This is a genomic window from Roseibium sp., from assembly GCF_048260565.1.
GTDB lineage: Bacteria > Pseudomonadota > Alphaproteobacteria > Rhizobiales > Stappiaceae > Roseibium.
Map to the genome: position 1 here is coordinate 309,859 of NZ_JBLXGP010000003.1, position 24,717 is coordinate 334,575.

The 24,717-nt window shown below is 62.2% G+C and carries 26 protein-coding genes; 21 read left to right on the forward strand and 5 right to left on the reverse strand.

Going from position 1 to position 24,717, the window contains the following annotated elements:
• Window positions 1–2 precede the first annotated feature (2 nt).
• The 7 genes from ACN0SO_RS09665 to ACN0SO_RS09695 all read left to right on the forward strand — a co-directional run bounded on the left by ACN0SO_RS09665 (window position 3) and on the right by ACN0SO_RS09695 (window position 5,198).
• On the forward strand, window positions 3–896 hold the full coding sequence (locus ACN0SO_RS09665) for a LysR substrate-binding domain-containing protein (RefSeq protein WP_417676996.1): 894 nt from the start codon (window positions 3–5) through the stop codon (window positions 894–896).
• A 108-nt stretch (window positions 897–1,004) separates the two neighbouring features.
• On the forward strand, window positions 1,005–1,637 hold the full coding sequence (gene wrbA, locus ACN0SO_RS09670) for an NAD(P)H:quinone oxidoreductase (RefSeq protein WP_417676998.1): 633 nt from the start codon (window positions 1,005–1,007) through the stop codon (window positions 1,635–1,637).
• The gene (locus ACN0SO_RS09675) at window positions 1,637–2,272 is read left to right on the forward strand and encodes a DsbA family oxidoreductase (RefSeq protein ID WP_417677000.1); all 636 of its coding nucleotides are present in this window, start codon (window positions 1,637–1,639) and stop codon (window positions 2,270–2,272) included. Before wrbA ends, ACN0SO_RS09675 begins: the two co-directional genes overlap by 1 nt.
• Before the next feature lie 15 nt (window positions 2,273–2,287).
• Entirely contained in the window at window positions 2,288–3,268 is a 981-nt protein-coding gene (locus tag ACN0SO_RS09680) for an EamA family transporter (RefSeq protein ID WP_417677001.1), read from the forward strand.
• Window positions 3,265–3,972, forward strand: a complete 708-nt coding sequence (locus tag ACN0SO_RS09685; protein WP_417677003.1) for a DUF4386 domain-containing protein — start codon at window positions 3,265–3,267, stop codon at window positions 3,970–3,972. The genes ACN0SO_RS09680 and ACN0SO_RS09685 overlap by 4 nt, the downstream gene beginning before the upstream one ends.
• A gap of 106 nt (window positions 3,973–4,078) precedes the next feature.
• Window positions 4,079–4,624 carry a hypothetical protein gene (locus ACN0SO_RS09690; protein WP_417677005.1) on the forward strand — a complete coding sequence of 182 codons (546 nt, stop codon included), beginning with the start codon at window positions 4,079–4,081 and terminating at the stop codon, window positions 4,622–4,624.
• 160 nt (window positions 4,625–4,784) lie between these two features.
• The gene (locus ACN0SO_RS09695) at window positions 4,785–5,198 is read left to right on the forward strand and encodes a PACE efflux transporter (protein WP_417677007.1); all 414 of its coding nucleotides are present in this window, start codon (window positions 4,785–4,787) and stop codon (window positions 5,196–5,198) included.
• Window positions 5,199–5,237: 39 nt separating this feature from the next.
• Here the strand turns inward: ACN0SO_RS09695 and ACN0SO_RS09700 are convergent, their stop codons facing one another.
• Entirely contained in the window at window positions 5,238–5,990 is a 753-nt protein-coding gene (locus ACN0SO_RS09700; protein ID WP_417677009.1) for an SDR family oxidoreductase, read from the reverse strand.
• A 191-nt stretch (window positions 5,991–6,181) separates the two neighbouring features.
• On the opposite strand from ACN0SO_RS09700, the gene ACN0SO_RS09705 reads away from it, so the two are divergent.
• The 5 genes from ACN0SO_RS09705 (at window position 6,182) to ACN0SO_RS09725 (ending at window position 10,153) form a co-directional block, all read left to right on the forward strand.
• Window positions 6,182–6,589, forward strand: a complete 408-nt coding sequence (locus ACN0SO_RS09705; protein ID WP_417677011.1) for a hypothetical protein — start codon at window positions 6,182–6,184, stop codon at window positions 6,587–6,589.
• A 218-nt stretch (window positions 6,590–6,807) separates the two neighbouring features.
• Window positions 6,808–7,896 (forward strand): ABC transporter substrate-binding protein, encoded by a 1,089-nt coding sequence (locus ACN0SO_RS09710; protein ID WP_417677013.1) that lies wholly within the window; start codon window positions 6,808–6,810, stop codon window positions 7,894–7,896.
• Between the two features lie 63 nt (window positions 7,897–7,959).
• On the forward strand, window positions 7,960–9,015 hold the full coding sequence (locus tag ACN0SO_RS09715; RefSeq protein ID WP_417677015.1) for a FecCD family ABC transporter permease: 1,056 nt from the start codon (window positions 7,960–7,962) through the stop codon (window positions 9,013–9,015).
• Window positions 9,015–9,764, forward strand: coding sequence for an ABC transporter ATP-binding protein (locus ACN0SO_RS09720; protein WP_417677017.1), 750 nt, complete (start codon window positions 9,015–9,017; stop codon window positions 9,762–9,764). Before ACN0SO_RS09715 ends, ACN0SO_RS09720 begins: the two co-directional genes overlap by 1 nt.
• Window positions 9,764–10,153: a DUF1636 family protein gene (locus ACN0SO_RS09725; RefSeq protein ID WP_417677019.1), complete on the forward strand. Its 390-nt coding sequence runs from the start codon at window positions 9,764–9,766 to the stop codon at window positions 10,151–10,153. The genes ACN0SO_RS09720 and ACN0SO_RS09725 overlap by 1 nt, the downstream gene beginning before the upstream one ends.
• Before the next feature lie 10 nt (window positions 10,154–10,163).
• Here the strand turns inward: ACN0SO_RS09725 and ACN0SO_RS09730 are convergent, their stop codons facing one another.
• Together ACN0SO_RS09730 and ACN0SO_RS09735 are read right to left on the reverse strand one after the other, a co-directional pair.
• Complete coding sequence (locus tag ACN0SO_RS09730; RefSeq protein ID WP_417677021.1) at window positions 10,164–10,787, reverse strand: FMN-binding negative transcriptional regulator; 624 nt, start codon at window positions 10,785–10,787, stop codon at window positions 10,164–10,166.
• Between the two features lie 72 nt (window positions 10,788–10,859).
• Window positions 10,860–11,456, reverse strand: a complete 597-nt coding sequence (locus tag ACN0SO_RS09735; protein WP_417677023.1) for a TetR/AcrR family transcriptional regulator — start codon at window positions 11,454–11,456, stop codon at window positions 10,860–10,862.
• Window positions 11,457–11,558: 102 nt separating this feature from the next.
• Between ACN0SO_RS09735 and ACN0SO_RS09740 the strand changes: the two genes are divergently transcribed.
• The 4 genes from ACN0SO_RS09740 to ACN0SO_RS09755 all read left to right on the forward strand — a co-directional run bounded on the left by ACN0SO_RS09740 (window position 11,559) and on the right by ACN0SO_RS09755 (window position 14,801).
• Window positions 11,559–12,371, forward strand: coding sequence for an MBL fold metallo-hydrolase (locus ACN0SO_RS09740; RefSeq protein ID WP_417677025.1), 813 nt, complete (start codon window positions 11,559–11,561; stop codon window positions 12,369–12,371).
• Between the two features lie 15 nt (window positions 12,372–12,386).
• Window positions 12,387–12,578 (forward strand): DUF1127 domain-containing protein, encoded by a 192-nt coding sequence (locus ACN0SO_RS09745; RefSeq protein WP_417677027.1) that lies wholly within the window; start codon window positions 12,387–12,389, stop codon window positions 12,576–12,578.
• 10 nt (window positions 12,579–12,588) lie between these two features.
• Window positions 12,589–13,038, forward strand: coding sequence for an ester cyclase (locus ACN0SO_RS09750; protein ID WP_417677029.1), 450 nt, complete (start codon window positions 12,589–12,591; stop codon window positions 13,036–13,038).
• A gap of 194 nt (window positions 13,039–13,232) precedes the next feature.
• The gene (locus tag ACN0SO_RS09755; protein ID WP_417677031.1) at window positions 13,233–14,801 is read left to right on the forward strand and encodes a metallophosphoesterase family protein; all 1,569 of its coding nucleotides are present in this window, start codon (window positions 13,233–13,235) and stop codon (window positions 14,799–14,801) included.
• Between the two features lie 114 nt (window positions 14,802–14,915).
• Here the strand turns inward: ACN0SO_RS09755 and ACN0SO_RS09760 are convergent, their stop codons facing one another.
• Window positions 14,916–15,830 (reverse strand): LysR substrate-binding domain-containing protein, encoded by a 915-nt coding sequence (locus ACN0SO_RS09760; RefSeq protein WP_417677033.1) that lies wholly within the window; start codon window positions 15,828–15,830, stop codon window positions 14,916–14,918.
• Between the two features lie 223 nt (window positions 15,831–16,053).
• Here ACN0SO_RS09760 and katG point away from each other — a divergent pair, with 223 nt between their 5' ends.
• Entirely contained in the window at window positions 16,054–18,225 is a 2,172-nt protein-coding gene (katG, locus tag ACN0SO_RS09765) for a catalase/peroxidase HPI (RefSeq protein WP_417677035.1), read from the forward strand.
• A 92-nt stretch (window positions 18,226–18,317) separates the two neighbouring features.
• On the opposite strand, the gene tsaA is transcribed toward katG, so the two are convergent.
• On the reverse strand, window positions 18,318–18,842 hold the full coding sequence (gene tsaA, locus ACN0SO_RS09770) for a tRNA (N6-threonylcarbamoyladenosine(37)-N6)-methyltransferase TrmO (RefSeq protein WP_417677037.1): 525 nt from the start codon (window positions 18,840–18,842) through the stop codon (window positions 18,318–18,320).
• A 308-nt stretch (window positions 18,843–19,150) separates the two neighbouring features.
• On the opposite strand from tsaA, the gene ACN0SO_RS09775 reads away from it, so the two are divergent.
• The 4 genes from ACN0SO_RS09775 to ACN0SO_RS09790 all read left to right on the forward strand — a co-directional run bounded on the left by ACN0SO_RS09775 (window position 19,151) and on the right by ACN0SO_RS09790 (window position 24,715).
• Window positions 19,151–20,236 carry a DUF2336 domain-containing protein gene (locus ACN0SO_RS09775; protein ID WP_417677039.1) on the forward strand — a complete coding sequence of 362 codons (1,086 nt, stop codon included), beginning with the start codon at window positions 19,151–19,153 and terminating at the stop codon, window positions 20,234–20,236.
• A 193-nt stretch (window positions 20,237–20,429) separates the two neighbouring features.
• Window positions 20,430–22,796 carry a mechanosensitive ion channel domain-containing protein gene (locus ACN0SO_RS09780; protein ID WP_417677041.1) on the forward strand — a complete coding sequence of 789 codons (2,367 nt, stop codon included), beginning with the start codon at window positions 20,430–20,432 and terminating at the stop codon, window positions 22,794–22,796.
• 126 nt (window positions 22,797–22,922) lie between these two features.
• Window positions 22,923–23,492: a hypothetical protein gene (locus ACN0SO_RS09785; RefSeq protein WP_417677043.1), complete on the forward strand. Its 570-nt coding sequence runs from the start codon at window positions 22,923–22,925 to the stop codon at window positions 23,490–23,492.
• A 212-nt stretch (window positions 23,493–23,704) separates the two neighbouring features.
• Window positions 23,705–24,715 (forward strand): ArsR/SmtB family transcription factor, encoded by a 1,011-nt coding sequence (locus ACN0SO_RS09790; RefSeq protein ID WP_417677045.1) that lies wholly within the window; start codon window positions 23,705–23,707, stop codon window positions 24,713–24,715.
• The last annotated feature ends 2 nt before the right edge of the window (window positions 24,716–24,717 follow it).

Genomic DNA, 24,717 nt, shown 5'->3' on the forward strand with positions numbered 1-24,717 from the left:
CGATGGACAGGCTTTCGGTGATGAAGGCGTTCTGCCGGATCGTGGAGCGCGGCAGCTTCGCCAAGGCGGCCGAAGACCTCGGCATTTCGGCCGGTCTTTTGAGCCGGGACATCAAGCTGCTGGAAGACAGTCTCGGCTGCACGCTGTTGAACCGGACCACCCGGAGCATGTCCCTCACCGAGCATGGCGAAGTCTATTACGAGGAGGCGCGGGGGCTGCTCGATGCCTTCGACAGGGTCGAGGACCGGGTGCGGTCGGGTGCGGGATCCTTGCGCGGAACGCTCAGGATCAACGCGCCCTATTCCTTCGGTCTGGAGGTTTTGTCCCCGCTGCTTCCATCGTTCATGGATCGCTATCCGGATCTTGAACTGGTGCTTGCCTTCGACGACCGGGTCGTGGACATGGTCGAAGGCGGCTACGACCTGTCGATCCGTGTGCGGGCAGAGCTTCCCGATTCCGCCCTGCGCGCCCGCAGGATCGCGACGGTAAGGCAAAGCCTGTTTGCCTCGCCCACCTATCTTGAAGTCCACGGAGCGCCGGCAACGCCGGAGGAACTTGCCGGTCACGAGACCGTCAGCTTTCTGATGTCGGACGCACCGGCAAGCTGGATGCTGACCGGGCCGGGCGGGTCCCACGAACACGCCCTGACCTCCAGGATACGGCTCGGCAGTAGTCTCGTGCTGCGGGACATGCTGATTGCCGGGCGCGGGATCGGATCGCTGCCGTCGTTCCTGTCCGACAAGGCTGAAAGAAGCGGTGCGCTGGTGCGGGTCCTGCCGGACTGGTCGCTTTCCGAGCGCCATGTCTATGCGGTGATCGCGGCGCGCCACGGGGCCGACAGCCGCACGCTCGCCTTCGTCGATCATTTGTCCGAAGCGTTGAAAGAGACCTGCTGATATTCTTCAACCCACGTAAAGAGTGACTTTCGCCCCGGCCGCTTATTGCCGATCCGCTTCCTTCCTATCCTCCGGGCAATCGCAACAGCACATATCGGAGGGCTCACAATGGCTCGCGTTCTTGTTCTTTATTATTCCAGTTACGGGCACATTCGCGCCCTGGCCGAAGCGGAGGCGGAAGGCGCACGTTCCGTGCCGGGTGTCAGCGTCGATATCCGCCGGGTGCCGGAAACCGTGCCGCAGGACGTGCGCGAAAGCGCAGGCTACGTGGTAGACGATACGCCCGAAGCGCGGGTGGCGGACCTGCCCGACTACGACGCCATCATCTTCGGCACGCCGACCCGGTTCGGATCCATGGCCGCACAGATGAAGCAGTTCCTCGACATGGCCGGCGGCCTGTGGGCGAAAAACGCGCTGGTCGGCAAGGTCGGATCGGTGTTCACCTCATCCGGGTCCCAGCACGGCGGTCACGAGGCCTCGGTCCTGACCACCCATGTACCGCTTCTGCATTTCGGAATGATGGTGGTCGGGCTGCCCTATACCTTCCAGGGGCAGATGCGCATCGACGAGATCGTCGGCGGGTCGCCCTATGGCGCGGGTACGGTGGCCGGCGGCGACGGCTCGCTCCGGCCGTCGGAGACGGATCTCGCCGGCGCCCGGTTCCAGGGACACCATGTGGCGGAAATCGCTGCGCGGCTGGCCGCGAACCCGGATACGCTGCTCGTGCGGGAGGTGGCGTGATGGGGCTGACGGTCGATTTCTTCCATGACGTCGTCTGCGGCTGGTGCTTCAACATCTCGCCACGGCTGCGGGTGGTTGCCGGCGAGTTCGACATTGAGGTGCGCCATCGGACCTTCGTGCTGCAGGACAGTCCGGAGCAAATGATCGCGGTGTTCGGTTCCATGGACCAGGCCAAGGAGACGATCCTCGGTCACTGGGCTGCCTGCCGGGCGGCAAGCGACACGCCGGAGCTGTTCAACATCGACGGTATGCGCGCGGCCGCCTTTGACTATCCTTACGGACTGCCCGCAGCCCTTTTCTGCAAGGCGGCGGAACGTCTGTCCGGGCAGGACGCCCACTGGGATATGTTCGATGCGATCCAGGCTGCGCACATCACGGAGGCGCGCAATGTCGCCGACATGGATGGTCTGCTCGATATTGCGTCGGACCTGGGCTTCGACCGGGACCGTTTCCGGCGCGCAGTTTTCGATCCCGCTACGCGGAGCGCGGTCGACGCCGACCGCCATCTTGCCCGGCGCATGCAGGTGAGGTCGGTTCCCACCGTCGTCGTGCGTGAAACCGGAACCCGCCTCGTCAACGGTCCCATCGGGGACCTGCGCGCCCAACTCGGCGCGGCCCTTCGTCTTTCGGCCTGAAGTGAGTGTCCTGATATGAAACCCATGAATCGCGGCCTCGATGTTCTCGTCACCGCGCTTGCCCCGGCTGTCTGGGGCAGCACCTATCTGGTCACCACCGAGTTCCTGCCGCCGGATCATCCGATCACCATGTCGGCAACGCGTGCGCTGCCGGCCGGCCTGCTCCTGCTTCTGTTCGTGCGCAAGCTGCCCGGGCGGGACTGGATCGGTAAGGTTATGCTGGTCGGCGCGCTCAATTTTTCCATCTTCTTCTGCTGTCTGTTCATCGCCGCCTACCGGCTGCCGGGCGGTGTCGCGGCGACGCTCGGCGCCATGCAGGCCCTGTTCGTGATCGCGCTTGCGCGGGGCCTGATGGGCACGCCGGTGCGCCTGCTTTCGGTCGTTGCTGCGCTTTCCGGCGTCTTCGGGGTGGCGCTTCTGGTGCTCGGTCCCGAGGCGGCGCTGGATCCGATCGGCGTGGCGGCGGGCATTGGCGGCTCAGCGGCGATGGGGGCGGGAACCGTGCTTACCCGCAAGTGGCAGCCGCCGGTGTCGCCGCTCACCTTCACCGCCTGGCAACTGACCGCGGGCGGGCTGCTCCTGGTCCCGGTCGCGCTGGTGTTCGAACCATCCCTGCCGCCGCTGGAACCGCATTATCTCGGCGGGATCGCCTATCTCAGCCTGATCGGCGGGGCGGCAACCTATTTCCTGTGGTTCCGCGGAGTTGCCCGGATCGAACCCGCAGCGGTTTCCATGCTGCCCATGATGAGCCCGATGACCGCGGTCATTCTCGGCTGGGTCGTTCTCGGCCAGACCCTGAGCCTGGTCCAGTGGCTGGGCGCGGCGATCGTGCTCGGCTCGGTCTGGGTGGGACAGCGGGCCGGCCGTGCGCGGCCCAACCTTAAACGTTCTGGCCGGGAAGCTATTGGAAAGTGCAATTCCGATGAAGCAGTGGTACCTGATGGGGTAGGCGCTGGCTTGGGGGGCCTAGAGCGACAGTACGAAACGTCCAAATGACCAATTCCGATTTTCCACCAACCAGCGGGCCGGTTTCGGGCGGACGCTTCGCCGGTGTGCTTTATCTGGTGATCATCGCCTGCGGCATCGGCAGCGAGGTTTTCCTGCGCGGGCCGCTGATGGCGGCGGGCGGCCTTCCAAGTGTCAGTCCCGCGGAAATCGCAAGCAGTCTGCGCTGGAGCCTTGCGGCGGACACGATCATGGTGCTTGCGGATGTGGCGCTGGCGCTGGTCCTGTTCCAGCTCCTGAAACCGGTGAACACGGCGGCCGCTATGGCGGCCATGGTGTTCCGCCTTGTCCAGGCGGCCATTCTGGGAGCCAACCTGCTCAGTCAGCACATGGCCGTGCTCATTCTCGAAGGCGCCGGACTTCAGGGCATCGGGCCGGGCGCACCGGCCCGTATGTGGCTGGAACTGCACGGCGCCGGCTACGACATGGGCCTGTTCTTCTTCGGCATCAACTGCCTGATTACCGGGTACCTGCTGTTCATCTCCGGCTGGCTGCCGAAAATTTTCGGCATCGGGCTGATCGCCGCCGGCCTGGTCTATCTCACCGGCAGCACCCTGCGCGTTCTCGCCCCCGGTCTGTCGGATGATTTCGCAGTCGCTTACGCGATCCCGCTGGCCGCCGAACTCGCCTTCGCTGTGTGGCTTGTCGTCATGGGGTTCGGGCCGAAGCGGAAAAATGCAGAGCGGCGGACCTGATTGGCATTTTGCCAACAAGCGAATTCGGTAGTGTACTGATGCAAGTACAATTGTGACCTGTATGGAGGGGGCAATTTTCGAGCCAATACCCAAGGCCAGGGCTGTCATGAAGCCCGGCACACTTTACGCGGTCTCCGGGGAAGCGGGGTGGATTTATTATGGCCAAGTCGGTGCAAACAAAAGACTTGCGTTTTTTCGCCGTCGAGACCGCTCTGTCGCGGATGTGAAGGAGATATTGGCTTCACCCGTGATGTTTGTCCTTTTTGTCGCTGCTCCGTCCATTACCCGGGCGTTGCGTTCGGGGCAATGGCGGAAAATCGGACATTTTCCTGCCGGCGATGACGTCATGACGCCACGCAATATTGTCCAATGGCCCTCCGGCGAGACGACGGTCACAGTGTGGGATCATGACCAAACTCTGTATGATACCAAGGTTCACGACCCCTATATCCAAGAGCTTGAGATCATGGCGGTTTGGGACGCGGAGTATCATGTCCCCCAGCGTCTGACGGCTGATTTCGGCCAGGAGCCCGGGGAGTGGCACGTTGGCGGGCCGATATGGCGGGAACGGAAGATAAAGGAGGAAATCGCCCGGCGTTTTCCAGATGCCCCCGGCCACAGATTACCCAGGGACTGGGTGCCGGTGGGCTGAAGTTCACCTAGTGTGGTTGTTTGGAATACTTGTCGGCAGGAGGCCTGTCTACCTTGCCAGTGAGGTCCGCTCTGGATATTCCTTTTTCAGAGGACGACCTCTGCCGTCCGGGCAAACAGTTTCATCGGGACGCCCCGATCATCCGATTGGGGCTTTTTTCATGCGCACGACACCGGACCGGATCCGCCACGCCGTCAGTTTCGAGATCATCGGCCTTTCGCTGGTGATGCCGCTTGTCTCCTGGCTCTTCGATCTGCCGGCGCAGGAAACCGGGGTGATCGGCATCGGCGGCTCGATGGTGGCCATGCTGTGGACCTACCTGTTCAATCTGGGGTTCGATCTGGTGCTCAGGCACTTTACCGGCCGCACGGACAAGGGCCTGTTGCTGCGCGTCTTTCACGCGGTGCTTTACGAGGTGGGGCTGGTGCTCACGCTGATGCCGGCCATTGCCTGGTATCTCGGCATCACATTGCTCGAGGCGCTTTCTATCGACATCGTCTTTGCCCTGTTCTTCATGGTCTACGCGTTTGTGTTCAACCTCGCCTATGACCGGCTGTTCCCGGTGCCGGAATGAGACCTGTCCCGGCACCGCGGATCGGATGAGGCGGTTCTGTCAGGTCTTGGTGATGGAATTGCCGCCGTCGGCAAGCAGGGCCGTTCCGGTCACGAAGGACGATTGATCCGACAAAAGGAAGAGGGCCGCCTGTGCGATTTCCTCCGGTTCCGCCATGCGCTTGAGGGCGTGAAGCCCGCGGACGAACTCGTGAAACTCCGGGTCGTCTCCGGCCATGTCCGTCTTCGTGCCGCCGGGCAGGAGCGCGTTGACGCGGATGCCTTCGGGCCCGTTTTCGGCCGCCAGAACCTGGGTCAGTCCGACCAGGCCCGCCTTGGCGGCCGCATAGGCGCCCATGCCCGGAAAGCCGATGGTGTGGCCGACGAAAGAGGAGGTGAAGACGATTGAGCCTCCTTTCTGCTTCTTCAACTCGGGGATCTGGTACTTGGCAGCGTGGAAGGCGCTGGTCAGGTTGGTTGCAAGCACCTGGTGCCAGTTGTCTGCCGACATTTCCGGGACAGGTCCAAGCTCCCCGGTTGTCCCTGCATTGTTGAAAGCGCCGTCGAGCCGGCCGAAGCGGGAGACGGCGAGATCGACAAGATCCTTCGCGAAGGCCTCCTCGCAGACGTCGCCGGCCAACCAGGCCGCCTTGCCGCCGGCCGCGGTGATCCGGTCCGCCTGCCCTTTCAGTAGAGGAGCCCGCCGGGCGCCGAGCACGACATTCGCGCCTTCGCCTGCAAAGAGGGCGGCGGCCGCAGCGCCGATGCCGCTGCTCGCGCCGGTGATGATGATCGTCTTTGCGTCCAGGGTCATTTCCGTTCCTCCGATGTGTTGGGGACCATCGGTTTAGGAACTTGAAAGCGAGGCGGCGACCCGATTTGCGATGCCGGAGGGGAGGGAACGTCGTCAGATGCCCGGATTGGAGCCGCCGCGTCGTTTTAGCAACTTGCCGGTTGGCCGGGTTCCGGATACCAGACTGTCAGGGAGGCATTCCAGAACGGTCGATGCAAGCGTTTCGGGACAAACAGGTTCGTCTGATCTTCACCGCGCTTTATGCGCTGGCGTTGAGTCTGGTTGCCTATGCGCACAAGCCGCTGGTCTTTGATGCGGCCGCAAAAACGGTCTCGCCGGCCGAACTTGCCGCCTACGCCCTGCCGGACGGATCGCTTCCCGTTCTCTGCCTGAGCGGTTCGCCGGGCGGAAGCTCCGACGGGGCGGTCGGCGCGACCTGCGATGCCTGCCTGATTACGTCTTCGCCGGGTCTGCTGGTTGCCCCGGTCGACAGCGTCGTGTGTCCATCCGCCGACGATGCCGGTCCTGAATTCCCGCTTTCATCGCAAACGCTTTCCAACGCGCCCGAGCGCATTCAGGCGCCGCGCGCGCCACCGTTTTCCCTCAAGGCCATCGCCTGAGCCGCAACGAACGGCGCTGATCCGTTCGTTCCGTCTACTCCGCACCAGCTTCCGAGCCGGGCGCAGACCGATTGCGGTCTGCCGCAACGCTCGATGTGCGGACCTTCACACCTCCATTTTGCGAATCCGCACCTGAAGTGCGGGCCGGAAACCGCTCGCATGCCCCACTGGCTTTTACAGCCTGCGAGCGGGTTTCCGGCGAACATCGAAGTGTCGATATGAAAAGACAAATCCTTGCTGCTGCCCTGGCAGCTTTCGCCTGTCTCGGCTCTGCAGAAGCCAAGACCGTTACCGATGTTCTCGGCCGCCAGGTCGAGGTGCCGGATGACCCGCAGCGCGTGCTGCTCGGTTTCTATTTCGAGGACTTCTACGCCATCGTCGGCGACAATGCCTACGACCGCGTCGTCGGCATTTCCAGGGGACGCTGGCACGACTGGCGCAATTCGCAGTGGCAGGCCTATGCCAAGGTTGCGCCGAGAATCGAGGAGCTTGCCGACATCGGCATGACGGCAAACGGCGAACTCAATCTTGAGGTCGCCCTTGCCGCCCGCCCGGACGTCGCCATTCTGGCAGCCGCCCAGTACAAGGGTCTCGGAGAAGTCGCGGCGAAGCTCGAGGCCGCCGGTGTGCCGATCGTGACCGTCGATTTCAACGCCCAGACGGTCCCGACCCATGTCGCCAGCGCGCTTGCGATCGGCGCCGTCATGGGCACCGAGGACCGGGCAAGGAAACTCGCCGACGACTATGCCGCCGCCGTTGCCGATGTGGAGGCACGGGTGAAGGCCGCCGGCGGGGACATGAAACGGGTTTATGTCGAACTCGGCAACAACGGCGCCGGCGAATATGGCGTCAGTTATGCCAAGCAGATGTGGGGCGGCGTGATCGACCTTGCCGGCGGGGCGAACATCGCGGACGGCGCCATCGATGGCCGGGCTGCGCTCAATCCCGAATATGTGCTCGCGAGCAATCCGCAGGTCGTACTGATCCCCGGATCCTACTGGGTCCGCTCCGACAAATCGGTGGTGATGGGTTTCGGCGTCGATCCCGAGGAAACCAGGGCACGGCTGCGGCCCTATACCGCCCGTCCGGGTTGGGCCGGTCTCGATGCCGTCAAGAACGGCGAGATCCACGCGCTTTACCACGGCGGTGCCCGGACGCTCTACGACTACGCCTTTCTGCAGTATGTCGCCAAGGTTCTCTATCCGGAAGCCTTTGCGGATGTGGATCCGGAGCAATCGCTGAAGCGGTTTTACGAGACCTACCTGCCGATCAAGGCGGAGGGGTCGTTCATGGTCAAGCTCGATTGACACGGGCCCGGGCGGGAGCGTTTCGCAATGGAATGCTCCCGCCACGTCATACAGCCAGGAGATATGTCCGTGACCGAGACCGCATCCGAAGCGATCGTGGCCGGCTACCATCGGCAGACCCGGAACAGGCTTGTCCGTGTCGCCGGGTTCGCCGCTGCCACCATGGCCGCCATCTTGTTCGATATCCTGACAGGCCCGGCCTTCCTGTCGCCGCTGGAGGTCCTGGTGACGATGTTCGGTGTCGCGGACGATCCGATGCTTTCGGCGATCGTCTTCAGCGTGCGTTTGCCGATGACGCTGATGGCGGTGATCGTCGGCGCTTCGCTCGGCATTGCCGGCGTCGAGATGCAGACCATCCTCGGCAACCCGCTCGCCAGTCCCTATACGCTCGGCTTTTCCGCGGCCGCCGGTTTTGGGGCCGCCCTTGCGATCCTGTTCGCGTTCCAGCTGCCGCTGCTTGCGACGCTGACGGTGCCTGTCGTCTCCTTTGTCTTCGCCACATTTGCCTGCCTTATCGTCTACGGACTGGCGCGGGCACGCGGCGTCACGTCGGAGATCATGATCCTGGCCGGGATCGCCACCCTGTTCCTGTTCCAGTCGGCGCAGTCGCTGGTGCAGTATCTGGCCGCCCCGGAAGTGCTGCAGCAGATCGTGTTCTGGCTGTTCGGGTCGATGCTCAAGGCAAGCTGGACCAGCGTTGCCGTTTCCGGCGCCATCCTTGTCTTTGCCGTTGCCCTGCTGGTGCCGGATTTCTGGCGGCTGACCGCGCTCCGGCTCGGCGACGAACGTGTGCGCGCACTCGGCATCAACGTCGACCGGCTGCGCCTGCGGATCTTCCTGGCCGTCTCCCTGCTGACGGCCGGGGCCGTCGCCTTCGTCGGCACCATCGGTTTCGTCGGTCTGGTCGCGCCCCATCTGGCGCGCATGGCGGTCGGCGAGGACCAGCGGTTTCTCGTGCCTGCCTCAGCGCTGTCCGGCGCCTTCGTCATGGCGGCGGCCTCGGTTGTCTCCAAATCCATTTCGCCGGGTGCGGTCATTCCGATCGGGATCGTTACGGCCATTATCGGGGTGCCGTTTTTGTTCGCCCTCATCCTCAAAAGCAGAAGGTCGTTCTGGTAATGCTGCAAATTGAAGATATGCGCGTGTCCTACGGTTCCGCGGAAATCCTGCGCGGAATATCGGCCGCGCTTCCTGCCGGCGGGCTGACCGCCCTGATCGGCCCCAACGGCACCGGCAAGTCGACCTTGCTCAAGGCGGTTGCCGGTCTGATCCCGGCGTCGGGGCGGATGATGCTCAATGGTGCGAAGGTCAATCCGGGCTCGGTCGCCTACATGCCCCAGGACACCAGCCAGAAATCGGCTCTGACCGTGCTGGAGGTGATCCTGCTCGGCCGGGTGAACGCGCTGGCCCTGCGTCTCGACCCGGCCCTTGTGGATCAGGCGGCGACCCTCCTTGCAGCCTTCAATCTGGAGGACTTGCGAGAGCGTACCCTGGACCGCCTCAGCGGCGGCCAGCGTCAGATGGTGTTTCTGCTGCAGAGCCTGTTCCGCCGGCCTGAGGTGCTGCTGCTCGATGAGCCGACCGCCGCACTTGACCTCAAGCACCAGCTCTTCGTGCTCGACACAATCCGAGATTATTGCCGGAAATACGGCATTGTCGCCGTGGCTGCGGTTCATGACCTCACCCTTGCCGCCCGCTTCGCAGACCGTATCCTCTGTCTCAACGGCGGCCGCCTGCATGCCGATGGTTCCCCCGACGAGGTCCTGACCAGCGACATGATCCGGTCGGTTTACCGGGTCGAGGCGGAGGTCTTGCGCAGCGGCGCAGGCCATCTTTCCGTGATCCCGCTGAGCGCGAGGGCCGCGTGATGGCAGAGACCAAGGCGGATTGCGTCATCCAGGTCTGCGGCGCTTGCCAGCTGCCGGCCCATGAGGGGACCGACCGGTCGCCGACAGATGGCGAAAGGGTGCTGGCGCTCTGCCGGGACCTTGTCGAAAAGGCGGATCTTGGCGACCGGGTCGCGGTCAGGAGCTACACCTGCATGGGCGGCTGCAAACGACGCTGCCGGGTGAACTTTGCCGCCGGGGACAAGTGGACCTGGCTGGTCGGGGACATCGACCCGCAGAAGGACGGCCCCTTCCTGCTCGATACGCTCCTGACCTGGATTGAGGCAGAGCAAGGCTTCATCCCGAAGCCGGACCGGTCGAAGGCGTTGCTTGCCAAGGGGCTCGGCCGGGTGCCGCCGCTCGATCTTTAGGCTCCTTGCCCTAACGCGGGATCAGACCGGCCATTTCCCGTGCCGACGGATCAGCCTCTTCGGCGAGGCCTTTCGCTACGCCGGCCCGGTCCGCTTCCGGCTTGTCCTGACTGAATTTCTGTTTTCCCTCAAGTCGCGAGATTGCAAGCCTGAGGCCGACGATCCCGCGCAGGCGGGCCCGGATATAATCATCCGGCGCATCGGAGATCGCCCAGGGCGCGGATCTGCTTGCCTCGTTCCGGTCGGTGAGCGCGGAGACGATGCCCAGCAGCCGGTCCGGGTCCTCGAAAAACTCCGGCGTCCCATAGGCGTGAACGGCACTGTAGTTCCAGGTCGGGACGACCTTGCCGTGCTCCGCCTTGGCGGCATACCAGCTCGGGCTGATATAGGCATCGGGTCCGGGAAAGATCACCAGCGCTTCCGCCCGCGGTTCCAGTTTCCATTGTGAATTGGGGCGGGCCAGATGGCCGTAAAGCGTGCCGCAGGGGCCTTCGTCCTCCTTCAGGATCAGGGGCAGCGGCGTTCCGATCAGGCCCTCGTCCGTCATGGTGACCAGCGTGGCCAGTCCGGTGGCGCGGATCATCCCGTGAATGGTGGCAAGATCGTCCTGGGCAAAGGCTGGGGGCGTGTACATGGCGGCCGTCTGGTTCTGTTTCGTCAAATCGGCAGGCAGGCTAGCCGAAAAAGCCGAGCTGGATAAGAGGGGTTAGGTCCGCTCAGTCCCGGTGAGCCAATCCATTATCACGTCGGTTTTCTCAGGTTCGCCGAGGCCCTGGCTTTCGAGATCAGCCCAGGTCGAAAACTGCAAAGCATGCCGGATGGTCGCTGCGAGGGCCGGATTGATGCCTTTCGGATCGAACGCCGCGATCAGGTCGTCGCCGACCGATTTCAGGAAGGCGGCGATCTCGGCCATGGGCTGCTGAAGGGCCGGAACATCATCTATATCCCGATAGGCGGCGGTCCACATTCGTTCCGTTTGTGAATAGTAACCGTAAAACGCGCCGATCGCGGCTTTGAGCCGGCTGTGCGCATCCGGGATTTCGGCCCAGTTCCTGGGATCGGGCGGCGGATTCAGGCTCAGCCAGTGGGACGTGCAGGCCTGAAACACGGCTGTCTCGTCCGGGAAGTGCCGGTAGACCGTCAGGCGCTGGACGCCGGCCCGTTCGGCGATCGCGCTGATGGTCGTGGCGCGCGGCCCGACTTCCTCGTGCAGGTGCATCGCCGCTTCGACGATCTTTTTCCGTGTTTCTTCCTGGGATTTCGCGCGGTCGCGCATCCGATAGGTGCGTTTGGTCTCACTCATTCAGTGAACATGACTGATCATTTAAATATTGACAAGGAAATTCTCCGTCGCTAAATGCGAAATTGAATGAACAATAATGTTCATTGAAAATGGAGAATTGAAATGGAACCAGTCAATCAGCCGTTCCAGTCGCCGGCGCAGCGCGTCACGGGGAATTGGACAGCCCTGCAATCGACCTTTCCGGTGCCCGATCTCGGCGTCTTGCCGGTGAATGCGTTTTTGCTGAAAGGCAGTGAACCGCTGCTGGTGGATACCGGGCTTTCCGCCCTGTCGGATGCGTTTGTCGACACACTGGACGGCGAGGTTTCGCTGACCGATCTGCGCTGGATCTGGCTCAGCCATACGGATCCCGATCATATCGGCAATCTCGACCGGATCCTCGATCTGGCGCCCAATGCCCAAGTGGTGACCAATTTTCTCGGGGCAGGGAAAATGGGCCTTCTTGGAGCCGGCTCGCCGGAACGGTTCCGGCTGCTCGAACCGGGCGAGGTCTTCGAAACCGGCGGACGACGCCTTCATCAGGTCAGGCCGCCCTATTACGACGCGCCGGAGACCATGGGGTTCTTCGATGAGAACGATCGGGTGCTGTTCGCCGCGGATGCCTTCGGCGCGCTTCTGCCGGAACCGGTCACAAGCATCGAACAGATCGCCGCAACGGACCTGAGGGAAGGGTTGGTCGGCTGGTCCACAGTCGATGCGCCGTGGCTGGCCCAGATGGAGCAGAGTTCGCTGGCAGGCATCCTCAGGGAACTCGAAAGGCTCGATCCACGCCATGTCCTGTCGGGGCACCTGCCTGTCGCACATGGCATCCAGCCGCTGACCGACATTCTTCGGACGGCCTATGGCCGCGGACCGTCTTCCGCCGTCAATCCCGGTCATGCGGCCGAAGTCGAAGCCGTGCTGAACGCTCGATAAACCGGAGGGAGACCGATGCGTTTATTGCCGGAAATCGGGAGGCCCCGACGGCGAGCGCGCTCAGCACTGTTTTCGGGCCTGATCTGTCTTGTGACACGCGAAGTCCGAATCCGCCGCGACTACTCGCAGCTTGAAGCCATGAGCGATCGTGATCTGGCCGATATCGGCCTCAATCGTGGTCAATTGCGGGACACTCGAATTCTTTGAAGGAAAAACAATGTCGACGAAAAAGATTGAACGTAACAAAACCACTGTGCAGCGCTTTCTGGCCGGCACTCATTCCCCGAATATCGAGGATGTGGTTGTCATCGATGAGACCGTGGCGCCGCATATTGTCTGCCACGGGTTTCCGGGATTTCCGGGTGGCGAATTCGAGGGGCGGGAGAACTACAAAGCTTTCTTCCGCTTCTTCCGCCAGGCGTTCACCGACATGGCGTTCACCACCCACAAGATGCTGGCGACCGAAGATTTCGTCTCGGCTCACTGGCAGATCTGGGTGACCCACAGCGAAGAGTTCCAGGGCATTGCACCCGACAACGCGCGGGTGACCGTCGACGGCATTGCGCTTTATCGGATGGAAGACGGGCAGATCGCCGAAACCTGGCTGACGATCAACGAACCGCTCCTGATGTCGCAGCTTGGCAAAGGAAATTCCCGTGCTGCATGAACCGAGCCGGAGGCGCCCGCATGAGCGTGCGTCTCCGGCCGGGGACCGCGGCAGCCATACCCGCATAAGTCGTGTTTTCTTCCCCTGTATCGGAAGCGTGCTATTGTGCCGGAGCTGATCCGGCGGGCTTCGTCGATTGCGGTGTTCCTCCGGCGCGGCTTGTGTTGCCGCTTGCCAGAACTGGACGAATGCTCATGCGTGGTTTGTTACCTGTTGCGCTCTTTAGGTTCGCGCTTGCCGTTTTCCCCGCGTCGTCCGCCCTTGCCCAGGTCCCGCCCGCCAATATCCCCCCGCTTCCGAAAGCTTCCGGTGCAAAGACACCGCTGCTGGCAGCCTGGACCCAGTTCGTCAACACAACAGGCTTCGGGAAGCAGGCGGTGAGGGCCATCCAGGCCCGGTTCGTCGTCATGGGTGACCTTACCGATTGCGACGGCTATGCCGCCAGGAGCCCGGCCGCACAGGAGGTTGAGGCCAGCCTGAGAGGACATCTGCAGGGCTTCAATCCGGCAAACGGCAAGGGCTTTACGGTGACGGTCTGCACCGCAAACCTGCCGGAAACATGGGATGAGGTGCGGCTTGAAAACGCGAGTGCCGGGCTGCTGACCGTTTACCCGTCCTACAAGGAGGCGATCCTGCCCGGTCCCGCGATAATGAGCCGGAAACCGCCATCGGGCGTTGTCATGGCCGATACCGGTTGCCGGGGAAAATACGGCAATCCGGGAAGCCGGTTCTATCAGGACTGCAGAACCGATTGGCCCTTTCCGCAGATCATCGCGGAGGCGGTCAGCGACGACCCGGCCTTTGTGCTTCATGTCGGCGACTACCATTATTTTTTCGAGGACGACGATAGTTACTGGCACCAGGACGATGGCCGGGACCGGTTCGAATACTGGCTGCAGGAGTTCCTCATTCCCGCTCAGCCGCTCTTGATGAAGGCGTCCTGGGTTCTGGGCCGCGGAAACCATGAGCGCTGCGAGCCGCATCGCTGGTTCGGCGAAGGCTGGCACGTGCTGTTTTCCGGCATCTCGCTGGACGGCGCCAACGGGTCGCTGCTCCGGCCCTGCTATGACCCGGATCCGTCGGGCAACGACTGGGTGGTGCCGAGCTGGGCCGTGGACTTCGGTTCCAAGGGCGATCCCTGGCGGGTCGTGGTAATCGATTCCAACCAGCCGGCCGATGACCGAAACGGCTTTCTCCAGGCCGCGGCCCTGACCGAGGCGCATGAGGGAAACTCGTTGTGGCTATCGCATTATCCGCCGGTGAAGATGATTTACTACAAACCCGAACCCGATTACGGCAATGCGGGCATCAAGGCCGATGCGGCGGATGCGATGGATTGCGAAGCGCCCTATGCCTGCCGCCCGAGGATTGTTTTTACCGGCCACCAGCATCTCTACCAGCGGATCACCTGGAAAGATCAGGCTGCGGCGGAAAGTCTGCCGCAAATCGTGATTGCGGGGCATGGCGGCACCAGGGTCGATCCGAACGGCCTGCCCGGATATGCCCACGGTGCGAATGCCAATCCGTCTATCAGTTGTACCCAGACATTCCCCGGCACCCTGCCGGGGTCAGGCGCGTCCTTCGGCTTCGGCGCCGGCGAGGAGGCCGTGCTGCGCACATCCAGCCAGAACGGATATGTTGCCATTCAACGCAACCGGCAGGCTCCAGGCGATATCGGCTGGGTGGTGACGCCGAAATGGATCGGCACGCCTCCGGCTTTTCCGAATGCGAGTGTTGCTTGCGATGGAAAGCCTATCCCTTGAACCTGGCCTCCACGCTTCTGCCGCTTTCGCTGATCAATATCCTGATGGCCATGTCGTCGGGCAGCGGTGGGAGCCTTGCAACTGAACCGGATCGACAGCGTTGTCCGGCCGGTGTCACCCAGCCATCCGGCAGCCGGCTTCGCTGACGGTTGTCTTTAAAGTCTCAAGCAGGCTCTCGAAGTCCCGGAAACGGGGCGAGGATTTGCGCCAGACGAGGCCGACGGTGCGGGCTGGTTGGGGCTCCTGAAAGCGCAGGAGGTCGACCCGGTCGTCGCGGACTTCCACATCGGCGCAGATCTCCGGCAGCAGGGTGACGCCATAGCCGGCGGCGACCATTTGCATCACGGTCGCAAGGCTGGTCGCGCCCAATGACGGCGCATTGTTCGGCACCGGCAGGTTCCGGCAATAATTGAGCGCCTGGTCGCGCAGGCAATGGCCTTCTTCCAGGAGCAGCAGGCTGTCGGGACTGATCTCCTCCGGGGCGACCCGTCTGCGCAGATCGCAACCGGGCTCCTTGGCCCTGGCGAGCAGGAACCGGTCGATAAACAGCGGCTCGGCCCGGAGCAGGGCGTTTTCGACCGGCAATGCGATGACAATCGCGTCGAGCTGGCCCGCGAGCAGTTCCTCCGTCAGCGTTTCGGTTAGAGTTTCGCGAATGGTCAGTCTCAGTTCCGGATGGGACCGGGAAAGTGCCGGCAGGATCTTCGGCAGCAGATAGGGCGCGATCGAGGGAATGATGCCGAGGCGCAGTGCGCCGGCAAGCGGCTGGGCGCGCTGGCGGGCATAGTCCGTGAGGTCGGCCACCTCGGTAAGGATCTTGCGCGCGCGCGTGACCACTTCCTCGCCCTCATGGGTCAGGCGCACCGAGGTCGGCAGCCTTTCGACCAGCTTCACGCCGAGGTTTTCCTCAAGGTCCTTGATCTGCATGGAAAGCGCTGGCTGGGAGACGGCAACGGCATCCGCCGCCCGGCGAAAATGCAGGTGCGTGGCCAGTGCGTCGAGATAACGTAATTGCCTCAAAGATATCATGGTCGATAAGAATAACTGATCGCAGTTTGGAATCAATCCAATTGGATATGCGTGTCATGGTGGTCCAATATTTTTTCACAGTCCAACGGAAGGGAGGACGACGTTCGCGGATCTTTTGGCGGAAGCCGGCACCAGGAGGTGCGATCGCGAACGAAACGAGGAGCCAGGTAGCGCCGCTCGGAGCTATCTCGAAATTTCCGCAAGAAAATGATTGGAGAACAAGATGGACGCTAAAGTCGAAAAGTCAGGTGGATGTCCGGTGATGCACGGCGGCCTTACCGAGACAGGAACATCGGTGATGGACTGGTGGCCGAAATCCCTGAACCTGGACATTCTGCATCAGCACGACACCAAGACCAATCCGCTGGGCAAGGACTTCAACTACCGTGAGGAGCTGAAGAAGCTCGATGTGGCCGCACTGAAGAAAGACATGCACGCGCTTCTGACGGAAAGTCAGGACTGGTGGCCGGCCGACTGGGGTCATTACGGCGGCCTGATGATCCGGCTCGCCTGGCACTCCGCAGGCTCTTACCGTCTGGCCGACGGTCGTGGCGGTGGCGGCTGCGGCAACATCCGTTTCGCGCCCCTGAATTCCTGGCCGGACAATGCAAGCCTCGACAAGGCCCGGCGCCTGCTGTGGCCGCTGAAGAAGAAATACGGCAACAAGGTCTCCTGGGCCGACCTGATCATCCTTGCCGGGACCATCGCTTACGAAAACATGGGTCTGAAGACCTTCGGCTTCGGCTTCGGCCGTGAAGACATCTGGCATCCGGAAATCGACACCTACTGGGGTGCGGAAAAGGAATGGCTGGCGCCCAGTGACAACCGTTACGGCGATGTCGCCAAGCCGGACACCATGGAGAACCCGCTTGCCGCCGTGCAGATGGGCCTCATCTACGTCAACCCGGAAGGCGTGAACGGCACTCCTGACCCGTTGAAAACGGCGGCCCAGGTGCGCGAAACTTTCGCACGCATGGCGATGAACGACGAGGAAACCGCGGCCCTGACCGCCGGTGGCCATACCGTCGGCAAGGCGCACGGTGCCGGTGACGCAGGTACGCTCGGTCCGGAGCCGGAAGCCGCCGGCGTCGAGAACCAGGGCATGGGCTGGATGAACCCCAACCAGCACGGCAAGGCCAGCGAAGCCATCACCTCCGGTATCGAAGGTGCGTGGACGACCAATCCGACCAAGTTCGATATGGGCTTTTTCGACCTGCTGTTCGGCTATGAATGGGAGCTGACCAAGAGCCCGGCCGGTGCCAACCAGTGGCAGCCCGTCGGCATCAAGGAAGAGGACATGCCGGTCGATGCCAGCGATCCCTCCGTTCGCCGCATGCCGATGATGACCGACGCCGACATGGCCATGAAGATGGACCCGACCTATCGCGCCATCTGCGAGAAGTTCATGGCCGATCCGGACTACTTCAAGGACACCTTTGCCCGCGCCTGGTTCAAGCTGACCCACCGCGACATGGGTCCGAAGGTCCGTTACGTCGGTCCGGACGTGCCCGCAGAAGAGCTGATCTGGCAGGATCCGATCCCGGCCGGCCCGACCAACTACGACGTCGGTGCGATCAAGTCGAAGATTGCGGCAAGCGGCCTTTCCATTGCTGAAATGGTTTCCACCGCATGGGACAGCGCCCGCACCTACCGCGGTTCCGATATGCGCGGCGGCGCCAATGGCGCCCGTATCCGACTGGCCCCGCAGAAGGACTGGGAAGGCAATGAACCGGCCCGTCTCACCAAGGTCCTGGGCGTGCTGGAGCCGATCGCTGCGGAATACGGCGCAAGCGTCGCCGACGTGATCGTGCTGGCCGGCAGCGTCGGTATCGAGCAGGCCGCCAAGGCTGCCGGATACGATGTTTCGGTTCCCTTCGCGCCCGGCCGGGGCGATGCGACCGACGAGATGACCGACGCGGAGTCCTTCGACGTTCTGGAGCCGCTTGCAGACGGTTTCCGCAACTGGCTGAAGAAGGACTATGTGGTCAGCGCGGAAGAGCTGATGCTCGACCGAGCCCAGCTGATGGGCCTGACGGCGGCCGAAATGACCGTCCTGGTCGGCGGCATGCGCGTTCTGGGCACGAACCATGGCGGCACCAGTCATGGTGTCTTCACGGATCGGGTCGGTGCGCTGACGAACGACTTCTTCGTCAACCTGACCGACATGGCCTACAAATGGGTTCCGGCGGACAAGGGCACTTATGAAATCCAGGACCGCAAGTCCGGTTCCACCAAGTGGACCGCGACCCGGATGGATCTCGTCTTCGGATCGAACTCGATCCTGCGGGCCTATGCGGAAGTCTATGCCCAGGACGACAGCGCGGAGAAGTTCGTCAAGGACTTCGTCGCGGCCTGGACCAAGGTGATGAACGCAGACCGCTTCGACATTGCCTGATTGAAGGCAGTCGACCGGATAAGCTGCCAACAAGTTTGGTGCAACTTGAGGGGCGGAGACATCCGCCCCTTCTTTTGTCCGGAGTTTCCCGTTCAGAGTTCCGGAGAGCGCCGGTCCGGGTGGGTGCGGTGCTCATGCCAGCCGACGCGGGCCTCGGGCACGGCATCGTTTTTGGCAAAATACGGCTTGATATCGATCAGCGGCGTGCCGTTCAGGCAATCGAGGCCGCGGACCTTCAGGACCGGTCCCTCGCGGCCGATCAGTTCCACCACCGAGAGGGAGACCGGATTGGGACGGATCGGCGTGCGCAGCGCGAAACAGCCGTGGGTGGTGCTGTCGAAGGCGGGCGCCTGGACGATCAGGTCGCGCCGGGCTTCATGCATCCAGTAGAGCACGATCAGGTGACTGCAGCTTTCTATCGACTGCAGCCCCGGTTCGTATTCTTCCGCCAATGTGATTTCGCAGGTCTCGGTGGAGCCGCTGCCGCTGCGCGGGCAGGCATGACGGTCGGTCCAGGGCGTCTTTATCCGGCCGATGAACACAAGGCCGGCGTCGGGCGTCAGGCTGCCGGGGTTGCGGGAAAGGGCGATTTCTCCGGGGCGGGGGGCGTCGGTCATCCGCGGTCTCCAAACTCGTTACTTTTTCCGATCTTTCCGGTTTCCCGGGCACGGGGCAAGCGGTGCGCTGCAGAAAAAATACGTCTGTTTGCAAGATTCTTTTTGCCGGTTTGCGGCGTTCCCGCATCCCCTTCTGGCTACAGAAACTGATGAAAATCAATTGGTTGATTGGGATTTTGGCAATATGTGTCGAATTACGCGCAAGTTTTAACAAAAGACAATTCGATTCCCCGGCTTTGCGTTTTTTTCTTCTTTAAAGCTCCCCTTCATCTTCGGGTCAGATTTAGTCCTCAATCGGGTAACGAACCATGTCTGATGCGTTGAAAACCGAGCTGGTGAACTTTTCGGAGCTTTCCGGTGAAGCTGGCAGCGCCCGCCGAGCGGAACTGGCACGTCATGTGGCAACCTTGTTCGCGCTGACCTCCGACCGCTGTTCGGATGAACAGGTCGATATATATGACTCAGTCCTGATCCGCCTTGTCGATATGGTCGAGACGGAAGTGCGCAGGTTCGTCGCCGAGCAGATGGCCGGCCTGCGCCGCGGTCCCGAGGAAACGATCCGCCGGCTCGCAGACGATCAGATCGAGGTTGCGGAGCCGCTCCTGAAGAAGTCGACCGTGCTGCGTGACGCCGATCTGGTACGGATCGCCGATGCCAGCGGGAACAGCCACCGCCTGGCGATCGCCCATCGGGATGTCCTTTCGGAAGAAGTCACCGAGGTTCTGGTCCGCCGTGGCGATCTTCGGGTGAAGCGCAAGGTCGCCAGCAACGAGGGCGCCGTCCTTTCCGATGCCGCCATGATGACCCTGATCGGCGACTCCGCCTCCGATGCCACCCTGCAGGCATCCTTGAGCGAGCGTGGCGATCTCGCCGAAGCACATATCCGCTCGCTGGTCGCCGTTGCCGGCGAGGAAGTTCGTCGTCGCCTCAATTCCCGCGGCCAGACCTCGACTGTCGAGCGCCTCGACGAGGCAACCGAGATTGCCGCGCAGCGTATGTCCAACCAGTACTGGCTCGGCCGCTACGATTTCGAAACCGCCCGCAGCCGGGTTCTGCTTCTGGCAAAGCGCGGCATGGTTTCCGAAGCGACCCTCCGGCGGTTCGCGTCCGAAGACAGGTTCCCGGAAGCGGTTGCCGCCTTCGCCTGGCTCGTCCGCTGCGGCGTGGAAGAAGTCAGCCACTGGATGGTCCGGTCGGATCCGGAACCGTTCCTGATCACGGCCAAGGCAAGCGGCCTGTCGGCAATCACGGTCGGCGCCCTGCTGTCGATCGGCCCCTGGCGCCATCGCCTGTCGCTGGAAGACCGCAACCGTGCCATGAAAACCTTCGAACGCATGACTGTCGGTGACGCGAAGCGCAAGATGGCCCACTGGAACCATACCGTCCTGCACTGATCGACAAGTTGCATATCCCCGCACAATGGCAGCCTGGCCTTCTGGTCAGGCTGTTTTTTTGTCTTTTCTGGCGCGTTTTGTCAGGACAGATGAATGGGTGCGCGTCATTGTTGTTAAACCATTCGTTGGTATTGGACCGCATATGGTGACTTTGGATAATTTGCGTTTCGGCCCAGGGGTGGGAGGCTGTTCAATGAATATACTTGGTAATCTGCGGGCCATTGCAAAAAGACAGTCCGGAATAAAACTTGTTGCGGCTGCACTCGTGGTTGCGTTGGCTCTGTTTGCGTCTCCGGGGTCTGTCAGCCTGACCACGCCTGCCAACGCGCAAGCCGCGGTCTTGAAACAGGTTCTGTCCAAGGAAACCGAAAAGGCACCGGAAGCTGCGGCACCCGCTGCGCCGGACAGTGCGAAGACAGCGGTGGCATCGCGGAACGCGCAGTCCGCGGTTGAGGGATACCTGGACCGGATCTCGAAAGCCCAGCAGGTCTTCAGCGACGTTCTTCTGGCCGCGCCGAATTTTCCTGCCGCTTTCCAGTCGGCAATTTCCGCCCATGACACCACCGCCGGGGCGGGATGGGTCTGGAGCGCTGTCCTGAACGCGATTATTGCGGCGCTGCTCGGACTGGGCGCGCTTCATCTCGTGGACCGCATGGGCCGGAAACAGTTTGCCCATTTCTATGAAGAAGAGTTGCCGCATCGGGCGGACAAGATCTCCTATCTCTTCCTGCGTGCGATCCTGATGGTCTTCGGGCTCATCGCGTTCGTTCTGGTCTCGGGCGCCGTAGTTCTGCTTCTCAGCGGCGGCGTGGAGATTTCCGGCCGCACATCGCTCGTTTTCCTCGGTATAATGGCGCTGGTCCTGTTCGTGCGCATCATCGTTCGTACGATCCTGGCCCCGGATTCTCCAAGGCTCCGGTTGCTGGAGATGTCCAACGGACAGGCCTGGGGGCTTTATCTGAGCCTCTTGATCGGGGTCGCAGCTGTCGGGGCCTTTCTCGGGTTCAGCCTGTGGATGGGGCTGCTCGGTCTGCCGGTCAGGGCGCAGAACCTTTCCCTGATCGCCGGTTCGCTCGTATCCACCCTGATCCTGAGCGGAATCGCCATCGCCTATCGGCGGGGGATCGGCAATATCATCCGGGGCGAGCAGGGCGAAGACGCGCCCATGTGGCGGGATCTGCTCGGCCGGTACTGGCATGTGATCGCCATCGTTTACTTCATCGTTGCCTGGGCGACGACGGCGGTTCGGATGCTGCTGGACCTTCCGTCGGCCACAGGTCTTGTCGGCGCGCCGATCCTCGGATTGATCGTGGCCGCCGCCGCTTATGGCCTGCTCATTCTTCTCATCGACAAGGTGCTGTTGCCGCGTCTGGATACGGCCGAAGTTCAGGCCGGCATTGCAGAGGACATCCGGCGCCTGGAAGAAAACGAAGGCGAGGGTGAGGTCGACGACCCGCACAGCATCGAGGCGCAGGCCTTTGCGGAAGCCACGGACAGGGAGGCGGGCCGGCAGCCGTTCCGGCATCTGCTCGACCACGGTGCTCTTCTTTTGGCGGCCTTTTGCGGTCTGAATCTGGCGGCAAGCAGCTGGGGCGTGTCGCTGACAGATCAGGACAGCTTCTTCGGCGGGTTCCTGGACGTTCTTCTGGTGGCTTTCCTCGGCTACATGGCCTATCGCGCGGTCGCTCTCGCAATCGATCTGCAGATCGCCAAGGAAAAGCCCGGTTCGGGCCATGACAGCGAAGCCGAGGTCGGCGGCACAGGGGAAAGCCGGATCGCGACGCTGCTGCCTATTTTCCGCAACTTCCTTCTGATCACGATTGTCGTCATCTCGGCAATGATCGTGCTGTCGGACCTGGGCGTGAACATCGCGCCGATCTTCGCGGGTGCCGGCGTTGTCGGTCTCGCGGTCGGCTTCGGAGCACAAACGCTCATTCGGGATATTTTCTCAGGGGCCTTCTACCTGATCGACGATGCGTTCCGGATGGGGGAATACATCGATATCGGAAGCGCCAAGGGGGTCGTCGAGAAAATTTCCATCCGCTCCATGCAGTTGCGCCATCACCGTGGGCCATTGGCAACCGTTCCTTTCGGCGGAATCCAGCATGTCCAGAACTTCTCCCGCGACTGGGCGATGATGAAGCTGGCGTTCCGGGTGACCTATGACACCGATGTCGAAAAGATGCGCAAGATCATCAAGAAGTTCGGCCAGCAGCTGATGGACGATCCGGAATACGGTCCGATGTTCCTGCAGCCGCTGAAGTCGCAGGGCATCATGTCGATGGAAGATTCGGCAATGGTGGCCCGGGTGAAATTCATGACCAAGCCGGGCAAGCAGTTCATTCTGCGCAAGGTCGTCTACGCCGGCCTGCAGGACCTGTTCCGGGAAAACGGCATCAAGTTCGCCCACCGCCAGGTCACGGTTCATGTGGCCTCGAACAATGAAAATTCGGCAGACGATCAGCCTGCGGATAGCGCGGCTGCCAGGGCAGCGGCCGCCGGAGCCGCCGCCCAGGCCATGATGGCGGAGGAGGAAGGCAACCCGGAAAGCCAGACTTGAGACTTTCGGACCGGGAACGATTGAGGCTTGTCAATTCCCGGGGATGCCGCTTCCGCTACTCTCCTGCATGACATAATTACCGCGATCGCATTCAGGCGATTGCGGGCGGTTCGATGGGGGATGGGCATGTTGAGAAGGTTTGTTCTGGCGGCATGTGTCGGATTTTCTCTGCTTCAGGCAGCTTTTGCCGGAGATCTGGTGACCAAGGCGAGCGAGGCGGAGGCCGCGCTCGATGCCGGAAAGAGCGCGCAAGCGGTACAGCTCATGCGCGAGGGACTTGTCGAGGCCTGGAAATCAGCGCCGATCAGTATCGACAAGGCGCTTTTCGTCAAGGAACGGGCGGCCGGTTTTGGAATCTACGAGCCGCGGCCCGATGCTGTCTTCGCCCAGGGCGAGACGATTCTTCTCTATCTGGAACCGATCGGATTTACCTGGAAGCTGGAAAACGGCATCTATCGCTCGGACATTGCGGTTGACTTCGAACTTCTCTCGCCGGACGGCAACATTCTTGCCGGAAAACGGGATTTCGGAGAGTTCAAATTCGCCAGCCATGCTTTCAATACGGAATATATGGTGAATATGACGGTGAACCTTACCGGTGCGCCCAAGGCCAAATATGTGCTGCTGATGACCTTGCGCGACCAGCTCAACAACGACCAGAGCGCTTCGGTGCAGCTGCCCATCGAAATAAGGTAATCTTTCCGCTTTGCATTTCATGTTCGGGGCGCCGGTCGTCAGCCGGTGCCCTTTTCTCTTTCTATTGGAATGCCTTACACGCTTTGGTCCCGAGGGACGGTCTTCAGATTGCATTCACTTTCCTGATACGCTCCGGCCATTCAACTCTTGCCTCTGCTTAGTTGTTCGTATAAAGATATCTTTATATCAACGTACGAGGCTTGACAGCTGAGATGGCGGACGAACAGACACTTTCGGTAGATGCGACCTTGAACACGCTGCGGGCGATCGGCGAGGCGACCCGCCTGCGCCTGATCGCGCTGCTCGCCGAGAGCGAACTGACCGTCAAGGACGCCACCGAAATCCTGCGCCAGAGCCAGCCGCGCATTTCCCGGCATCTGAAGCTGCTGGCGGAAGCCGGCCTGATCCTGCGTTTTCCCGAAGGCGGATGGGTTTACTATCGGCTGGCGGACGGTCCGGCGGGCGATATCGCCCGTGATCTCGTGGCCCGGATCTCCACCGAGGACCCGATCCTGATCGGCGACCAGGAGCGGTTCAAGGCCATCCGCAAGGCCAAGGCGGAGGAGGCGGCCGCCTATTTTGCCTCCAAGGCGCTGACCTGGGACCAGGAGCGCTCGCTGCATGCGGCGGATGCGGAGGTTGAAAAGGCGATGTTGGCCGTGCTCGGCGACAAGCCGTTCCATACGTTCCTCGATCTTGGCACCGGCACCGGCCGGCTGCTGGAATTGCTCGCCGACCATTACGTCTCAGCGCTCGGGATCGACGCCTCCCATGACATGCTTGCGGTGGCGCGCGCCAATCTTTCGCGTGCCGGCCTGGGCAAGGCTCAGGTGCGGTATGGCGATATTTACGCCCTGAACGTTCCGCCCAGGTCTTTCGATGTGGTCGCGATCCATCAGGTGCTGCACTTCCTTGACGATCCGGCCCGCGCGCTGGCGGAAGCAGCCCGTGCGTTGCGGCCCGGCGGCCGTCTGCTGATCATCGACTTCGCGCCGCACGAACTGGAGTTCCTGCGCGAATCCCATGCCCACCGTCGCCTCGGCTTCGGCCATGACCAGATGGAGCGCTGGCTGGAAACGCTGGATCTCGACCTTGAACAGGTCACGGACCTGAAATCACAAGAAAACGACGACACAAAACTGACTGTGACACTCTGGCTTGCACAGGACCGGCGCGTTGTGACCGACCTGCCTGTAGCCGATCCCACTCGAGAGGTTGCCTGACC

Bases quoted from the DNA above. Each gene is read 5' to 3' on its own strand.
- ACN0SO_RS09665 (WP_417676996.1), top strand. From the start codon at position 3: ATGGACAGGCTTTCGGTGATGAAGGCGTTCTGCCGGATCGTGGAGCGC.
- wrbA (WP_417676998.1), top strand. From the start codon at position 1,005: ATGGCTCGCGTTCTTGTTCTTTATTATTCCAGTTACGGGCACATTCGC.
- ACN0SO_RS09675 (WP_417677000.1), top strand. From the start codon at position 1,637: ATGGGGCTGACGGTCGATTTCTTCCATGACGTCGTCTGCGGCTGGTGC.
- ACN0SO_RS09680 (WP_417677001.1), top strand. From the start codon at position 2,288: ATGAAACCCATGAATCGCGGCCTCGATGTTCTCGTCACCGCGCTTGCC.
- ACN0SO_RS09685 (WP_417677003.1), top strand. From the start codon at position 3,265: ATGACCAATTCCGATTTTCCACCAACCAGCGGGCCGGTTTCGGGCGGA.
- ACN0SO_RS09690 (WP_417677005.1), top strand. From the start codon at position 4,079: ATGAAGCCCGGCACACTTTACGCGGTCTCCGGGGAAGCGGGGTGGATT.
- ACN0SO_RS09695 (WP_417677007.1), top strand. From the start codon at position 4,785: ATGCGCACGACACCGGACCGGATCCGCCACGCCGTCAGTTTCGAGATC.
- ACN0SO_RS09700 (WP_417677009.1), bottom strand. From the start codon at position 5,990: ATGACCCTGGACGCAAAGACGATCATCATCACCGGCGCGAGCAGCGGC.
- ACN0SO_RS09705 (WP_417677011.1), top strand. From the start codon at position 6,182: ATGCAAGCGTTTCGGGACAAACAGGTTCGTCTGATCTTCACCGCGCTT.
- ACN0SO_RS09710 (WP_417677013.1), top strand. From the start codon at position 6,808: ATGAAAAGACAAATCCTTGCTGCTGCCCTGGCAGCTTTCGCCTGTCTC.
- ACN0SO_RS09715 (WP_417677015.1), top strand. From the start codon at position 7,960: ATGTCCGTGACCGAGACCGCATCCGAAGCGATCGTGGCCGGCTACCAT.
- ACN0SO_RS09720 (WP_417677017.1), top strand. From the start codon at position 9,015: ATGCTGCAAATTGAAGATATGCGCGTGTCCTACGGTTCCGCGGAAATC.
- ACN0SO_RS09725 (WP_417677019.1), top strand. From the start codon at position 9,764: ATGGCAGAGACCAAGGCGGATTGCGTCATCCAGGTCTGCGGCGCTTGC.
- ACN0SO_RS09730 (WP_417677021.1), bottom strand. From the start codon at position 10,787: ATGTACACGCCCCCAGCCTTTGCCCAGGACGATCTTGCCACCATTCAC.
- ACN0SO_RS09735 (WP_417677023.1), bottom strand. From the start codon at position 11,456: ATGAGTGAGACCAAACGCACCTATCGGATGCGCGACCGCGCGAAATCC.
- ACN0SO_RS09740 (WP_417677025.1), top strand. From the start codon at position 11,559: ATGGAACCAGTCAATCAGCCGTTCCAGTCGCCGGCGCAGCGCGTCACG.
- ACN0SO_RS09745 (WP_417677027.1), top strand. From the start codon at position 12,387: ATGCGTTTATTGCCGGAAATCGGGAGGCCCCGACGGCGAGCGCGCTCA.
- ACN0SO_RS09750 (WP_417677029.1), top strand. From the start codon at position 12,589: ATGTCGACGAAAAAGATTGAACGTAACAAAACCACTGTGCAGCGCTTT.
- ACN0SO_RS09755 (WP_417677031.1), top strand. From the start codon at position 13,233: ATGCGTGGTTTGTTACCTGTTGCGCTCTTTAGGTTCGCGCTTGCCGTT.
- ACN0SO_RS09760 (WP_417677033.1), bottom strand. From the start codon at position 15,830: ATGATATCTTTGAGGCAATTACGTTATCTCGACGCACTGGCCACGCAC.
- katG (WP_417677035.1), top strand. From the start codon at position 16,054: ATGGACGCTAAAGTCGAAAAGTCAGGTGGATGTCCGGTGATGCACGGC.
- tsaA (WP_417677037.1), bottom strand. From the start codon at position 18,842: ATGACCGACGCCCCCCGCCCCGGAGAAATCGCCCTTTCCCGCAACCCC.
- ACN0SO_RS09775 (WP_417677039.1), top strand. From the start codon at position 19,151: ATGTCTGATGCGTTGAAAACCGAGCTGGTGAACTTTTCGGAGCTTTCC.
- ACN0SO_RS09780 (WP_417677041.1), top strand. From the start codon at position 20,430: ATGAATATACTTGGTAATCTGCGGGCCATTGCAAAAAGACAGTCCGGA.
- ACN0SO_RS09785 (WP_417677043.1), top strand. From the start codon at position 22,923: ATGTTGAGAAGGTTTGTTCTGGCGGCATGTGTCGGATTTTCTCTGCTT.
- ACN0SO_RS09790 (WP_417677045.1), top strand. From the start codon at position 23,705: ATGGCGGACGAACAGACACTTTCGGTAGATGCGACCTTGAACACGCTG.